Consider the following 15,688-nt stretch of genomic DNA (forward strand, 5'->3'; position numbering starts at 1 on the left):
ACTAATCATTAAGTCTCAGCAATGAGCTTATGAATTAGTCATAAAAAAGGCCATCCTATCTAGGGTGGCCTTTTTTTATTGAGAAATATTGATTGTATAAGTACGGGGCTACATGAATAAGCGTGTGGCAAGCTCTACACGTATCATCTAAGTATAATGTAATAATAAAAACAGCTTAATCATAATCGTGTAAAAGGAACGTCATGTTTGCGATAGAAGTATTACCAACGAATGCAGTAGAACTCGAATACGTCATTCAAACTGTCGCTAATATAGAAGCGACGGTGCAACCAGATGATGCTTGGAATCAGAAAACATTGGTTGAGTTGCTTGAGCAGGACAGTATTAGTTTACTAATTGCTTACGATCAAGCCAAAGAAGAGAGCGTCTCTCATCGTGAGATAGTTGGCTATTGTTTATATCAAACGACTTTTGAGCAAGCAGAGGTGTTGCGTATCGGAACTGATCCAGAGCACCAACGACAAGGCATTGCTTCGCAGGTACTGAATAGGCTGCATAAGCTATTACAGCTCAATCAAGTAGAGAGTCTTTTGTTAGAAGTACGTGCCGATAATGCAGCGGCGATATCGTTATACGAGCAACAAGCGTTTAGCGTCATTCATAGACGCAAAGACTATTATAAAATGCCACATAAACCAGCAGTCGATGCATTAATCATGCAGCATAATTATATTTAATGAAGTGAGTAAAGCTTAGGGCGTGTCCTCAATTCAAACGAGTGTCCTCTAAATGGGCTAAAAATAGCTAAATTTTGCCAAACATCGTCAAATAGTTGGTCAATATCTCGATATTATCTGCACTACTTTCCTCGTTTGACGGCAATTTATCTCATTTTTATCACCATTTTTAAAATGAGGACACGCCCTAATAAAAAATAAACGATTATGATAAAGGTGGCTACAACAGCTACGATATAAAAGCAGAATTAACTAAGATTTAAACTTTATTGCAAAGGAATTTTCTTTTTACAGACTTCTACATCAAGCTGATAATCACTATCTGCTTTCATTCGACCTAAAATATCCAAGCGTTCGCTCAGTAGCTCCACCATTATGCTGATATTGGCTTGTTGTTTTTTGACTTGTTCTAATTTTTGCTGAGTGAGTATGAGCTGCGAATCAATATCCAAGTGACCATCATAATAATCATTTAAGCTGTTTTTGATTTCAGTAAGGGTGAAGCCAATAGCTTGCGCACTTTTGATCAGCTCTATGCGTTCGATACACTCTGGATGAAATTCGGTATATAAACGTGAGCCTGCCTGACGCTTGCGAGATTTTAGCAGGCCTAATTGCTCGTAATGGCGAACCGTATCTTTGGTCGTATTGGCCTTTGCTGCTAGCTCTCCAATCAATAGAAACGATGTATCAAGTGCCATAATAACCTCTTATTTTTTCGCTATGATAATCATAGCTCTAGTTGCCACGGCGACTCGCTATCCAGTAGCGATACGGCTAACGATTTATGAGAGTGCTTTTGCCATGGTACAGACTGGCTGCCTGTCATGTTGTCTAACTGAGTTAAAAAATCAGTACGCGGTAAAGTAGTCGCACCCAAGCTCATCAAATGATCGTTCGGTAACTGACAGTCGACGAGTGCGACATCACTTTGTTCACATAAGCGCATCAGACCCCAAAACGCTAGCTTTGACGCATTAGACGCTCGATGAAACATTGACTCACCAAAATAGATGCCGTTTATTTTTAACCCGTATAATCCGCCAATCAGTTGACCTGCTTCGTCCCAAACTTCAATGCTATGAGCAAAGCCTTGCGCATGCAATTTGGTATAAGCTTCAATCATCTCATCATGAATCCAAGTATGCTCGCCTTCAGGCTGATTGTCATTAAGGCCATCACTGCGCGGTAAGCTACAGGCATGTATGACATCGTCAAAAGCTTGATTAAGCGTCACTTGCCAACGTTCGCGATTTGCTTGCTTACGTAGAGACTTACTCGGTTGATAGGCAGATGGGATGATCACACAACGCGGCTCGGGACACCACCAAGCAATAGGCTCATCTTCGTTAAACCAAGGAAACAGCCCTTGAGCATAGGCTGATATCAGCGTTTCGGGTGCCAGATCACCGCCCATAGCGACGATGCCAATGCCATCAGGATCGATAGAAATGGGATCAGGAAAGTCATAACGCCCAAGACTTTTTAAACTCTCAGGCGTGATGTGTTTATCGTGCTGTTGAATAAAGTTGCCCATTTAGGCTTCTTTATCTGCAGTTAAGGTTGAATCGTAAGTGTGATCACGAGCGACGGTTTCGCCCAGTGCATCCAAGTACTTTTCAGCATCCAGCGCAGCCATACAGCCTGTACCAGCAGAAGTGATGGCTTGACGGTAGACGTGATCGGCTACGTCACCTGCGGCAAACACACCTTCGATACTGGTCTGAGTGGCATTACCATTCAAGCCACTATTAACGATCAGGTAGCCATCCTTCATGTCTAATTGACCTTTGAACAAGTCAGTGTTTGGCTTATGACCAATAGCGACAAACATACCCATTGTATCTAATTGTTTGGTGCTGCCATCAATCATCGATTCGATGACGACGCCATTGACGCCCATATCATCACCGACCACTTCTTTTACTTGATGGTTCCATTCGATTTTGACATTACCATTTTTAGCTTTTTCAAATAGCTTGTCTTGCAGAATTTTTTCAGAGCGTAGGCTGTCACGGCGATGCACTAAGGTCACTTCAGACGCAATATTAGATAAGTACAAAGCTTCCTCAACCGCTGTATTACCACCACCAATCACCGCAACTTTTTGGTTTTTATAGAAGAAACCATCACAAGTGGCACAGGCTGATACACCAAGCCCTCTGAACTTAGTCTCTGATTCTAGTCCCAAGTACTGTGCAGAGGCACCAGTTGAGATAATGAGCGCATCACAAGTATAGCTACCGTTGTTACCTGTCAATTGAAAAGGACGCTCGTTTAGGTTTACTTCGTTGATATGATCGTAGACCAATTCAGTACCGAAACGCTCAGCATGCGCTTTCATCCGTTCCATTAATGCAGGACCTGTCAAATCATGCGCATCGCCTGGCCAGTTGTCGACTTCGGTAGTGGTAGTTAATTGTCCACCGACTTCCATACCAGTAACCATAACTGGCTTAAGGTTAGCGCGTGCTGCATAAACTGCTGCAGAGTAGCCAGCAGGGCCTGAGCCTAAAATAATGAGCTTTTCGTGACGTGGAGCAGTAGTGTCAGTTGCCATGAGTTGTTCCTTGCTAAATATACGAATTAAAAATGTAAGTTATAAATATAATAAAAGACGAATATCAAAAATGACTACGAATATGCTTCTTCTAATTGCTGTGTGATAATAACATAAGGGCACAGCGCACAAAGTGCAAGTTTGCTAAAACAAACACAGGTATCATTAGAATCAAAGAATAAATAGCTTTGGAATATAAGTGCGAAAAATTATGTGTATTTTATAGAATTTAGGCAATACAGTTAGCCATATTTTGCCACTCGTGTTTCGCTAACCAACTGTTTTCTTACGCAAAGTGTCTATTGATTTACTTTCTTACACGCTTTCTTGATAAGACTGTCGCCACTGTACCTATGTATTTGTTATTATAAGAAGTTATGCCAAGTGTAGTAGGAGCCAAGCGATAACGGTTGTTTCAAGGTTCTATGATCGGCACATGCCAAACAGACACTTCGCTCGGTACATTTATGTCAACACTTTATGTCAGCATGATTAGGCTTAGTCATGCATTGGCGACCATTTAGTATTAATAACAAGGCAGATCTTACGTGATATCAGCACCGCTTATTGAGTATTTAAAAAAGGGAATATTTACCCTCCTTGGGTTAATACTGGCCGTTTATCTGTTTGTCATTTTGATGACTTATACAGGCAACGATCCTAGCTGGTCGCACATTAGTAGTGATATGACCACGATTAATAACATGGGCGGCGAGGCAGGCGCATGGTTGTCCGATTTGCTTTATAGCTTTTTTGGGTTTGGTGCTTGGTGGTTTTTGGCATTTGTGGTTTATGAATCTATCTTGATTTGGTGGGAAAACAAGCCAACGTTTTGGCTCATGCGATTGGTCGCTTATGTGTTTTTGCTATTAAGTGCTAGCGCATTATTTGCACAATTGGTCTCTTTAGTTCAGCAAGTCACAAACCCTGACGCAATCGGCCTCGAAGGTGTCGCTGGTGGTATCATCGGGCTAGAGTTACAGGCGCGTTTGGCACAGCTGCTATCGCAGTGGGGGAGTGTGGTTTTCTTAGCAGTATTCGTTGTGATTACTGCTACGTTTGCCTTTAATATCCATTGGATGACGATATATCAAAAGGTTCGTGCGCTGTCGTGGCTTGGTTCAGGTGTAAAAAGTCAGGATGCTATCGACGCTACTGAACCGAGCACTGAACTACAAGCTGATACCCAGAACTTAGATGAACCGGTAGATAAAAAAGTAGAACATGAGCAGCTGCCACTGGAGTTGCAGTCCGCAAAAAATAATAGCGGTACTCAAGACGTCAGTAGTAGCGGACGTTTCGGTAGTGTATTGTCAGACTTTTTGGCAACATCAGGATTGGCAGATAGTGTCAAGGCCTCTGTCATCGCAGCAAAAGCAGCGGCGACACCTAATAGCTCAAAAGGTGAGCAGGCAAATACCGGCACAGAAACGCTTAACGCTGCTACTGATAATACAGCCAACCATACAGTCCAGCCATTAGTTTCAAACTTGACTGCACCTATTGCTCGCAAAGTTGAGCCAAGCTTTGCATGGAATGATGCCAATACGGTCGATGACTTACTTGCAAGTGAGCAAATGGCTTACAGTGCTAGTGGCATGGACAGCTCGGCTATGCCTGTACCTAACTATTCCCCAACGGGTACTAGTACCACAGCATCGTTAGAGAAAGCAGTACCTGCCACTATAGCAACTACAGTGACGGAGGCAGGTGCTCAATTAGATATACATGATAAAGAATCACTAGCTCAGCCATCAGTTGATGAGTCAGTGCACAGTGATTTGGCCAGTCAACCAGTCGTTGAACCTGCTGAGCCTAAAATCTCTACGACACATGAGATTGCAGAAGTAGATAAATTAGCAGAAGCATGGTTGGCAGAGCATGCTGATATATCAGAACATACAGAGTCTATTGTAGAAAAATCTGAAGACTCTAAGCCTGTTCAGGAAACTGTCGCAGCTGAGCCAATAGTACAAGAGAAGACTCTAGAACCTATCGTAGAAGAGCCTATTAGTTTTGTACAGGATTCAGCCAATCAGCTGTCTGATACGCCTGTAGAGTTGCCACAGACTAACAATGCATCAATAGTCTCTGAGCCTGAAGTTGCTCTGGTAACAGTAGAGACTGAGACTGCATTGTCAGATGTGTCAGATGTGTCAGATGTGTCAGATATGACACCAACCAACACGCCTCCTGCCAATCCAAAAGCAACGCCAACGGTGGAAGTGACTAGCCCAGTCTCAAATGTACAGCCTGATCAGAAAGCGCCTGTGCAACCATCTGTTAGTTTTGCTGTCCCAGAGGGCGATAGCAGCAACCATATCACTGATATGATGCCAGATGACGATAGTGATGACGACACCAATGTACCGGTCATGCCGCATATTAGTGATGACGCAGCCTTCAGTCAAAAGTCGCGCTCGATGCAAACGGCAGCTTATCGCAGCAGTCTAACGCCCATTCCAGAAGTCTCTATATTGGATAAGCCCGATCCTGATCGCAAGCCTAGCTATACTGTGGCTGAGCTTGAAAAGCTGTCTGAATTGCTAGAAATTAAGCTACAAGAATTCAATGTAAAGGCCTCTGTGGTTAATGCTATCCCTGGCCCTGTCGTCACCCGTTTCGAAGTAGAGTTGGCTGCTGGTGTGAAGGCTAGTAAAGTCACAGGTATCTCGCGTGATTTAGCGCGCTCACTATCGATGGCTTCTTTGCGTGTGGTAGAAGTGATTCCGGGCAAACCCTACATCGGTATCGAAGTGCCTAACAAGAAACGTGAAATGGTACGCTTGATTGAACTGCTCAATACCGAAACGTTCAAAGACCCTAAAGCGCAGATTAGCATGGCGATGGGTAAAGACATCGGTGGTAACCCAATCATTACTGACCTTGCACGTGCGCCGCATATGCTGGTCGCTGGTACCACAGGCTCTGGTAAATCAGTATTGGTCAACTCGATGCTGTTATCGATGCTACTCAAATATACGCCCAATGAGCTGCGTCTTATCTTGATTGATCCAAAGCAGTTAGAGCTTGCCAATTACAATGATATTCCGCATTTGCTAACGCCAGTAGTCACCGATATGACGGAAGCGGCTAGTAGCTTGTCATGGTGTGTGGCCGAGATGGAACGTCGCTATCAGTTGATGAGTTTGCTAAAGGTTCGTAAGCTCAATGAGTTTAATAAGAAAGTCATCGCGGCGGAGAAATCAGGCAATCCAATGCTCGACCCTCTATGGCGTCCAAATGACAGCGTAAGTATTAGCCAAGCACCTAAGCTAAAAACACTACCTATGATTGTCATTGTCGCGGATGAGTTTGCCGATATGATTATGCAAGTTGGTAAACAAGCCGAAGAGCTCATCACACGTTTGGCGCAAAAATCGCGCGCTGCCGGTATTCATTTAATGCTAGCGACTCAGCGTCCGTCCGTCGATGTCATTACGGGTCTGATTAAAGCCAACATCCCAGTGCGTGCAGCCCTACGAGTCAACTCAAAAGTCGATTCACGTACGATTCTAGATAGTGGCGGTGCTGAGGATATGCTAGGTAACGGTGATATGTTGTTCTTGGGACCAGGGCAGATTGAGCCGGATCGTGTACATGGTGCTTATGTCAGTGACGAAGAAGTTAACCGTGTCTGTGATGCGTGGCGTGAGCGCGGCGCCCCTGACTATATTGATAATATGGCAGGCAACTTTGAATTATCTAGCCCAGGCGGTGGTAGTACAGCCAATGCCTCTGGTGAAGATGATGATTTATATAATGATGCCGTGGCCTTTATCATGGAAACACGTAAAGTTTCTGCTTCAAGCATTCAGCGTAAATTCAGCATCGGCTACAACCGTGCTGCGCGTATTGTCGACTCTATGGAAGAAGCTGGATTGGTCAGCTCGATGGGCAAAAGTGGCAAACGTGAACTATTAATGTAGGATTAATTCTTAAGCTGATAACGAAAAAGCGAGTCATGACAATGGCTCGTTTTTTTGCTTTAAATTAAGATGACGATATGTATGTACTCTTCTAGCTGTTTATTAAACTGATATACTTTATATTAAAACAAGTATCGAGCTTCACTTATTAGAAGTGCTGTACGGTGCAGTGTATAAATATTAAGAGATCTATAGCCAAGCCCACTTAAAAGTGTTATAAACTAATAATCAAACCTAATTGTTGTCATAAAGACCATGACTTACTCACTAGATTTTCGTAGACAAGTTCTTAAAAGTATAGATGACGGTATGACCTTTGCCGGGGCAGCTGAGTTCTACAATCTCAGCCCAACCACCATACAAAACTGGAAGAGACGTGTTCATAGTAAAACAACAAGGCAAACTAAACCTTATAAAATACCAGATGACGTGCTACTTAATGATGTCAAAGAATATCCTGATGATTACCAGTATGAGCGAGCACGTCGTCTAAACTGTAGTAAAACAGGCATTTATCATGCCCTAAAGCGCCTTGGTATCAGTCAAAAAAAAGACCTTAGAGCATCCAAAAGCGTGTCCGATCAAAAGAGCGATATACCACAGTAAGCTTGATATCTTTAAACAACAAGGCTATCCCATTGTCTATATGGATGAAAGCGGCTTTGAGGCTGAAACCATTCGTTCTCATGGCTATGCACCGATTGGTAAACCCTGTATCGATAGCTACAACTGGCAAGCTTCGAGACGTACGAATGTCATCGGAGCTCTCTATGAAAAAATGCTATTTGCGCTTGATTACTTTGAACACAATATTAACAGCAGCATATTCTACGACTGGTGCAAGTTCACACTTATTCCAAGTCTTAAAACTAAATGCGTGATTGTCATGGATAATGCTCGATTTCATAAGAGTAAGCGTATTCAAAAGCTACTTAATAGACATGGTCATCGTATTTTATGGCTGCCGCCGTACAGCCCTGATCTAAACCCTATCGAGAAAAAATGGGCACAGGCTAAGTTTCTACGCCAAGGATGGATGGAGAATAATCTACCTAAACTGTTTCATGATATGGGCTGTATCGATTTTATAAAGACTTAACTATAACTATGCTGTGTTATTCCCATTAAAGTTCCATTTAGTAAAAAATGGAGCTATCTTTATCTCATGTTTGCTAGCATTTTTGACATTTGGTTATTTTATAAGTTTTTGATAAAAACTTAATATCTAGTGGTAAATATATATCCATTTTAAAAAGCAATCACTCCAAAATTTACGACAGTTACTCTCCAAGGAAGGTTAGTTATGTTTAAAGAATATACTCAGTATGATGGTCTCGCCTTAGCAGCATTGGTCAATTCAGGTGAGGTAAGCGCGAAGGAATTGCTAGATGCTGCTGTCCATCAAGCCAATCAAATCAACCCTAAGCTAAATGCTATCGTGCATCGATTTGATGAGCGTGCTTATAATGCCGCGCAGGCAGGTTTACCTTCAGGTGTATTTACTGGCGTGCCGTATTTACTAAAAGATTTATCTTTCAGCTTTGCCGATGAGCCGATTACGATGGGCAGTCGCAGTGTCAATATCATTTCAGAGAAAGACAGCGAAATCGTCAAAAGGATGAAAGCGACAGGCGTTAATACCTTTGGCAAGACTAATACTCCTGAGTTTGGTTTGATTATCACCACTGAGCCAAAAGCGCATGGTGCTACTCATAATCCTTTTAAGAAAGGCTATAGCTCTGGCGGCTCGTCAGGGGGCAGTGCAGCAGCAGTTGCGAGCGGTATCGTACCGATGGCAGGCGGCGGTGATGGTGGCGGCTCGATACGTTTTCCCTCTGCTTGGTGCGGTACGTTTGGGTTAAAGCCAAGCCGCGGACGTAATCCAATGGGCCCTAATCTTGGTGAAGGCTGGGAGGGTGCAGTGGCTGACCACGTGATTACGCGTTCAGTACGCGATAGTGCAGCGATGCTAGATGCCACTAGCGGAGCAGAGATTGGCGCCCCTTATGTTATTGCTCCGCCAGACGGCACTTTTTTGCAAGCGGCGATGCGTGCACCGCGAAAGCTAAAAATCGCTTTGCATCAGCAGCCATTGATAGCCAATACGACAGTGGACAAAGAGGTGCTAGCGGTACTTGAGCAAACGGCTAAGCAACTAGAGTCTATGGGTCATGAAGTAGTACCAGCCGAGCCAAACATCAATATCGAGCAGTTTTGGCATGACTTTATCGTTGTAGTCTGCGCGCATACTGCTTTTACGATTGATAATATCGAGCGTGAGTTTGGTGCTGATCATATTAAAAACCTAGAGCCACAAACTTACAACATGGCACTGCTTGGGCGTTCACTATCAGCGGTTGATTTAGCACACGCCAAACATGGTTGGCATTATAGCCAGTATCAGACAGGTCTATTACTAGAAGACTACGATATGATTTTGTGTCCGACTGTGCCCACGCCTGCGGTAAAGCATGGTGTGCTACCGCCCAGTCGTATGGATGAGATGATGATGCGTAGCGCCGAGGTGCTTAACAAGGGCTTTAATATGGGTAGATATGCCTTTAGCTCAGGCATGATAGAAAAGCTTAGTGCCCCTGTATTAGGTAAGATGGGTTTTACGTTATTGGGTAATGTTACGGGGTTACCCGCGATGTCAGTACCCGTTGGTATGAGCAAAAAGGGTCTGCCAATTGGTATGCAGTTAATCGGGCGTATGAATGATGAAGCGACATTATTCAGTGTGGCGGGCGAGATGGAGCGCGCAGGTTTATTTACCAAACACGCTTTTGAGAAGTAGGATTGAATTCTATGGTTTGGATTGTTAGCACTCAATCAAAGCGATAGATATCCATACCCAAGCTATGATGGGCCATACTTTGATGAACGACAGAGACGCGCTGACCAGTACCTAGTGCAAAAAACAGCGGTAGCAAGTGCTCATCACTTGGATGAATGTCCTTGTAGTCTGGATATTGCTGCCAATCGAGCGCCGTGGGAATGTCTATTTTGAGCTGCTGTAACAACCATTGCTTAAAAGTTTTGGCTGCTTGATCGATGCTGTTAGCTTCCCAGCGCAGTGCTTGCAAATTATGCGTAATGTTACCTGAGCCAATGACGAGGATTTGCTCATCACGCAGATGTGCCAACTGTGCACCTAACTGATAGCAGGCGATACTGTCATAATGCTGCGGCAGTGATATCTGTACGATAGGCACATCGGCTTCTGGATACAGATGTCTGAGCGGCGCCCACACACCATGATCACAGGCACGTACTGGATTGACACTACAAGTAATGCCACGTGCGGTCAGCTGCTGAGCAAGTGTCTCAGCTAGCGCTGGTTGGCCTGTAGCAGGATACTGAATGTCGTAAAGTTCAGGCGAAAATCCTGAGAAATCATGCCACGTCTTTGGCTGTGGATTACTACTAATCTCTAGCTTTGCTGACTGCCAATGCGCTGACATAATGACGATGGCACGTGGCTTAGGTAAGTTTTGACCGATACGTGCCAGTGCACTGGTCGTCGCAGACTGCTCAATTGCAAGCGTAGGTGCGCCATGCGAGATAAAGAGCGCTGGTAGCTTAGATGTATTCGTCGCTACATCAGATGTATTTTCCCATGCGGCAGCCGCTGTGATAGGCGTCTGCACACTATGATGGTCATCACGTTGATGAGAGGGCTTAGAGGCGTTGGGTGTCGCACGTTTTGGATATTTCATGTTGCATTTATTAGGGCGTGCGCCAGTTTTTCAATCTACTTTAGGGTTAATGTTTTAAATCAAAAAAATAGCTCAGTATTTAATTACCACGGTGATAAGGGTGATTATTGTTGATACTCATCGCGCGATATAATTGTTCCATAAGTACGACGCGTACTAGCGGATGCGGCAATGTCAGTGCTGATAGTGATAGTTTTGCATCGGCCTTTGCCAATACTTCTGGTGAGACGCCATCTGCACCGCCAATGACCAAGGCAATATCATCGCCTTGCAGCATGCCATCTGCGAGCTTATCAGCCAGTCCTTCGGTCGAAATCATCTTGCCTTTGACATCTAATACCCATAACTGCTCACGGCTTGATGCATTATGAGCGGCTAATATAGCCTGACCTTCTTGCTCACGGTACTGTGCCAAATTAGCATCTGAAGGATTTTTTGCCCGCTTGGCTGCCGCAATCTCGACAATTTCTGTGCTTAGCATCGGTTGAATGCGTTTGTAATATTCGTCAAAACCCGTCTGTACCCAGCTAGGCATTTTATTGCCAACGGTCAAAATCCTTACTTTCATAATGCTTACCATCTCGATAATTGAATTCAAGCTTACTAGGGCGTGTTCTTAGTAATTGTATCGTTCATTGTTTATTGTCTGCAATTTACATCAGAGGATTAATCGTCTCTGATACGTTGCTACTTGCGCTTTGATCGTCCGCTTGGCTTGGCTTTGGAATGACAGTCAGCTTTGCATCAGACTCAAAAACGATAGCTTCGACATCATCAAAACTATTAATCCCTTCAGAACGCATGGCACATTCGATTTCTTGACGCGTCAAGCGCTCATCACGCATGGCATCTGGCAAAAACTGCCCTTGATAAAAAACGATACGCGGCTCTGATAAAATAAAGCTACTAAATTGCGGTGAAACAGACGCATATTTGGTCACCACAAATTGCAATAGGTACAATACTAAAATAGACGAAACCCCTTCAACAAAGGGAATGTCTTTGAGCAAAATCGTACTGGCACCCAACGAGCCGATCATGACCGTCACGATCCAATCGAAGTTATTGAGCTGCGACGTCGAGCGTTTGCCAGAGATTTTGGTGACTGTCACGATCAACACGTAAACCATAACAGTCGTCAAAACAATACGACCAAGCTTGTCTATGTTGTCAAAAAAGATCATGTCCATAATGTTCGCTCCTATTATAAAGGTAAAACAAGTCATCGCTAAAACTTTACTTACTAGGGCGCGTCTTACTTTGTCTCATTTTTAGTACTATTCTTAAAATAATGACACGCTCTAAACTTAGCCTAACGGATTTTACGCATTAGCAGGGGAAAACTTTGTAGCACCTTGTAGATGATGGTTTGTACTTACGTTGATTTGCGTATAGGGTCTAATAATCGATTGATAGACCATAGACTGATTCGCGCACTGACTAGAGTAAGGACCAGCATCAGCATTAGTGATGAAAGTAGGGGCAGTGGACGCTGCATCGCCATCTCAAACAGTACCTCACGGCTTATCGTATCAAACAGCCAAAACCAGATGGCTGAAAAATAAATGACCGTCAGCATCCAGACAATCACAACCCCACCAAACATCAATTTATTAATCTCATCTCGCGCTAATGCTCGCTTCTGATGTTTGATAAATTTACTGACAGCGATATAAGCACCCACGATAATAGAAACCACCATGACCAATTGCGGATTGAGCGCAAGTTTGGTCTGTATCATCATAAATATGGTACTGGCAAGCGTGTATCCAATCGCAAAAAAACCGACATATCGAGCCAGTTTAGGCTGCACTTGTATAAGCGTCTGGGGTTTGTTGAGACTGGTTGTCTGGCGTGACATAAGCTAACCTTTATAAAGGTAAAAAATAGAGTATGGATAATAAGTCGACTTAAAGCGTTGGAAATCAACGCTGTGCTGTCCAGTCGAGCATGGCATCTAACACAGGTCTTGCGGCATAAGGATTTAATGCTTGATCAGTATTGATTATGCCGACGACAACGTAATCCTGTCCTGACAGTCCTTTAACGTAACCTGCCATTGAGGTGACGTTATTTAACGTGCCAGTTTTTATCCATGCACGGCCAGTGGCTGTTGATTCAGGCAAGCGATCGCTATGGGCGGCAATAGTGCCACTAACCCCAGCGACACCTAACGAATCGACATAAGCATCAAAATTTGGTCGACTATAAGCATAAGTCAGTAGCTCGCTTAGGTTGGCGGCAGTGATGGTACACTCACGGCAAAGTCCTGAGCCATTGGTCAAATGAGGCGGCGGTGTACTGAGATTGGTTTGCCACCATTGATTGATGGTTTGTAAGGCCGTAGGATAGTCTGTTGTAGCAGGTTTACCAAACTGATATAAGCTATCAGCCTTTTTGCTACTAGATTTATCAGCCGTTACTTTATTATCCACCTCATTATTAGTGCTGGCTTCATGACTACTTGGATTAGTGGTAGTTGTGCTAGCAGGTATTGTTTGAGTCAGCCTTCCTTTACCGTAAGCGCCTATAGATAGCGCCACTTGCTCAGCCATGACATTGTTTGAGAAGTGGTTAATGTCATGAATCTGCTCGGTTAGATTCAACGACGGATAGCTGACCATAGGCAATGGCGACATCGCGATAGCCGTAAGCCCGTGCGCTCGTTTTATCGCCTTGCTCATATCGTAAGGGGTTTCTTGCGAAATTACTTGTCCACTCAAAGTATTCCCTAATGCTTGCCATTTGGCAGCGATGACGTGTGCGGCAAACTCTTTGGCATTAGGATATGCCACGTAAAAAACATGCTCACCGCAGCTCTCTGGCAGACTGGCATTTAATACGAGCTGCGTGTTTTGCCACTGCGGCGCTAGGCTATAGCTTGCTTGCCCACAACTGGCTGCACGGGTATTGATTGTAGCAGGCAGCTGATAGTTGGCTAACCGCGGCTTATAGGTCACGCTTGCTTGGCCGTTATCTTGAGGGTAAGTTTTGATACCAATGGTGCTAAAGTTAACCAAAAACCCATCAGGGCTAGCGTTATAAGGGCGTAGAGGTGAGTTATCAAAGGCGGCAGGATCTTTACTAACATTGTTAAAAACCGTGCTGTCGATGATGATGTCACCATCGATATGACGAATACCGGATGCTTGCACTTTATACAGTAACTGCTTCAAGCGTTCGTGGGTCATTTTCGGGTCGCCACTTCCTTGAATAATCAAGTCACCATGTAGACGGTTGCCGATGACAATACCTGTGTGATACACCCGTGTATGCCACACAAAATCTGCCCCTAGAGTGTCCAAAGCGATAAAGCTAGGCACGAGTTTCATGGTGCTGGCAGGCGTCCGAGGAATATCGGACTGGTGATCTAGCAAAGGCGAAAATGAAATCTTTATAGAGGCTTTATTATTGCTCGCAGTATCTTGGGCTTTGGTGTTCTGATCAAGCGTATGCTGAGATTCATCAGGAATAACTGTTGGAATGCTCTCTACGCTCTGATAAGTATAAGGGTCATCGGTATAAGCATGTATTTTTTGCTCGTGCTTTTCAATGGTGCGCTGCTCTATGGTAACTAAGGTGTTCTGATGGCTCGGATCGCTGGTACTTGTATCCGTAGAGGCGTTAGTAACTGGGTGTTCAGATACTGTAGTAGATGCATATTGGCTGTCAGGTTCATCACTATCAATGACTTGAATAGGAGTAGGCAGACGGCTGGCAGCCTTGTAACCCACAGGTGTAATCACGATGCTGATATCCGCTTCTATTAGGTCGGCACGCGTCAAGGCTTTTTGAATAGCTGCTGGCAACACGGCTTGTGCATGTATCGGTGTGACTATAACTGCTGCCAATAACGCTAACCTAGGTAGACGTTTATTAGGTTGGTTAAGCGGTCGTAAATAACGACAAAGCGTGGTGATTTTGGTTGCAGCAGTAGAGTAATGACGGCGTTTAGAAGGGTATCGCATGAGCATCTTTCATCAGGTGGCAAAAACAGCCTATGGTAACATGAGTTGCTGTTTTCGCACACGATGTCAGCAGTACAATTTTAGCAATAACAACGCCTTTATTTAGATAACTAACTCTAACTATAGATTGAACTGCGAGCATGACTTGCTGCTAACGCACATGCAAAAAAGCCATCGCAGTCATGACAGCATCGTTATAAGCATCATGCGCGCCCAGTTCAGGAATATTGTAATGGGCTAATATGCGATTCAGATGTTGGGCTTGGCCAGAAAGCCCTTGTGTATGTCCGCTGATACGCCGACTGTACAGGTGCCGCAAATCTATGACTTCGTTTGGTAGCGAGGTTCCTATATAGCGTTTAACCAAAGGGTTCAAAAAAGCCATGTCTAGCTGTGTGCAGAATCCAACGATTGGTCGATTACCTATGAATGGTAGCAGCAGTGCCAACATGTCATCGTAACTCATGCCATGTTCAACATCGGCGGTACGCAAGCCATGAATGACAATAGTGTCGCGGTCTGGCATGACAGGAGGTCTGCAAACCAAATGCATGCCATTACCCGTGTCGATGGTATTGCCATTAATATGTATCGCTGCTACAGACAACAGGTGATGCTTTTTGGGGTTCAGTCCTGTCATTTCGCAGTCAATCGCCACCCACTGCTCAGGCGAAGGTGTTGTAAACATTGAGGCCAGCTCTGGACGCTGCAACTGCGTCTTTTGCCAAGCGCAAGATAACTGCTGTAACCAGCTCATATTAGTCGTTCATCCATATATGCTATTTTTATACTTGAGACTTTTCTGTATTTATCA

At 44.2% G+C, this 15,688-nt stretch carries 14 protein-coding genes; 5 read left to right on the forward strand and 9 right to left on the reverse strand.

From position 1 onward, the window contains the following. The first annotated feature begins 203 nt into the window (after nt 1-203). The gene (rimI, locus tag I3249_RS04890; protein WP_238068927.1) at nt 204-698 is read left to right on the forward strand and encodes a ribosomal protein S18-alanine N-acetyltransferase; all 495 of its coding nucleotides are present in this window, start codon (nt 204-206) and stop codon (nt 696-698) included. Between the two features lie 266 nt (nt 699-964). Here rimI and I3249_RS04895 read toward each other — a convergent pair whose 3' ends face one another. The 3 genes from I3249_RS04895 to trxB are packed head-to-tail and all read right to left on the reverse strand — an operon-like array spanning nt 965 to nt 3,258. Then, on the reverse strand, nt 965-1,399 hold the full coding sequence (locus I3249_RS04895; RefSeq protein ID WP_102078510.1) for a MerR family transcriptional regulator: 435 nt from the start codon (nt 1,397-1,399) through the stop codon (nt 965-967). A 29-nt stretch (nt 1,400-1,428) separates the two neighbouring features. Continuing rightward, entirely contained in the window at nt 1,429-2,235 is an 807-nt protein-coding gene (gene aat / locus I3249_RS04900) for a leucyl/phenylalanyl-tRNA--protein transferase (protein WP_238068929.1), read from the reverse strand. After that, on the reverse strand, nt 2,236-3,258 hold the full coding sequence (trxB, locus tag I3249_RS04905; protein WP_057758497.1) for a thioredoxin-disulfide reductase: 1,023 nt from the start codon (nt 3,256-3,258) through the stop codon (nt 2,236-2,238). It abuts the gene before it with no gap. Nucleotides 3,259-3,806: 548 nt separating this feature from the next. Here trxB and I3249_RS13115 point away from each other — a divergent pair. The 4 genes from I3249_RS13115 (at nt 3,807) to I3249_RS04925 (ending at nt 9,984) form a co-directional block, all read left to right on the forward strand. Then, the gene (locus I3249_RS13115; protein WP_238068930.1) at nt 3,807-7,187 is read left to right on the forward strand and encodes a DNA translocase FtsK; all 3,381 of its coding nucleotides are present in this window, start codon (nt 3,807-3,809) and stop codon (nt 7,185-7,187) included. A 309-nt stretch (nt 7,188-7,496) separates the two neighbouring features. Further along, nucleotides 7,497-7,793 carry an IS630 transposase-related protein gene (locus I3249_RS04915; protein WP_320158151.1) on the forward strand — a complete coding sequence of 99 codons (297 nt, stop codon included), beginning with the start codon at nt 7,497-7,499 and terminating at the stop codon, nt 7,791-7,793. Then, the gene (locus tag I3249_RS04920) at nt 7,720-8,286 is read left to right on the forward strand and encodes an IS630 family transposase (protein ID WP_238068931.1); all 567 of its coding nucleotides are present in this window, start codon (nt 7,720-7,722) and stop codon (nt 8,284-8,286) included. Before I3249_RS04915 ends, I3249_RS04920 begins: the two co-directional genes overlap by 74 nt. A 204-nt stretch (nt 8,287-8,490) precedes the next feature. Next, complete coding sequence (locus tag I3249_RS04925; protein WP_238068932.1) at nt 8,491-9,984, forward strand: amidase; 1,494 nt, start codon at nt 8,491-8,493, stop codon at nt 9,982-9,984. Between the two features lie 31 nt (nt 9,985-10,015). Here the strand turns inward: I3249_RS04925 and I3249_RS04930 are convergent, their stop codons facing one another. The 6 genes from I3249_RS04930 to I3249_RS04955 all read right to left on the reverse strand — a co-directional run bounded on the left by I3249_RS04930 (nt 10,016) and on the right by I3249_RS04955 (nt 15,631). Further along, nucleotides 10,016-10,906, reverse strand: coding sequence for a class III extradiol ring-cleavage dioxygenase (locus I3249_RS04930; RefSeq protein WP_238068933.1), 891 nt, complete (start codon nt 10,904-10,906; stop codon nt 10,016-10,018). Nucleotides 10,907-10,985: 79 nt separating this feature from the next. Next, on the reverse strand, nt 10,986-11,474 hold the full coding sequence (gene rlmH, locus I3249_RS04935) for a 23S rRNA (pseudouridine(1915)-N(3))-methyltransferase RlmH (RefSeq protein WP_057758501.1): 489 nt from the start codon (nt 11,472-11,474) through the stop codon (nt 10,986-10,988). Nucleotides 11,475-11,559: 85 nt separating this feature from the next. Beyond that, on the reverse strand, nt 11,560-12,096 hold the full coding sequence (locus tag I3249_RS04940) for a YetF domain-containing protein (RefSeq protein ID WP_238068934.1): 537 nt from the start codon (nt 12,094-12,096) through the stop codon (nt 11,560-11,562). Between the two features lie 185 nt (nt 12,097-12,281). Continuing rightward, nucleotides 12,282-12,767 carry an ABZJ_00895 family protein gene (locus I3249_RS04945; protein ID WP_191114753.1) on the reverse strand — a complete coding sequence of 162 codons (486 nt, stop codon included), beginning with the start codon at nt 12,765-12,767 and terminating at the stop codon, nt 12,282-12,284. A gap of 64 nt (nt 12,768-12,831) precedes the next feature. Then, nucleotides 12,832-14,874, reverse strand: coding sequence for a D-alanyl-D-alanine carboxypeptidase (locus I3249_RS04950; RefSeq protein ID WP_238068935.1), 2,043 nt, complete (start codon nt 14,872-14,874; stop codon nt 12,832-12,834). A gap of 151 nt (nt 14,875-15,025) precedes the next feature. After that, the gene (locus I3249_RS04955; RefSeq protein ID WP_238068937.1) at nt 15,026-15,631 is read right to left on the reverse strand and encodes a 3'-5' exonuclease; all 606 of its coding nucleotides are present in this window, start codon (nt 15,629-15,631) and stop codon (nt 15,026-15,028) included. Nucleotides 15,632-15,688: the final 57 nt, after the last annotated feature.

Source organism: Psychrobacter sp. Ps1, assembly GCF_022129425.1.
Classification (GTDB): domain Bacteria; phylum Pseudomonadota; class Gammaproteobacteria; order Pseudomonadales; family Moraxellaceae; genus Psychrobacter.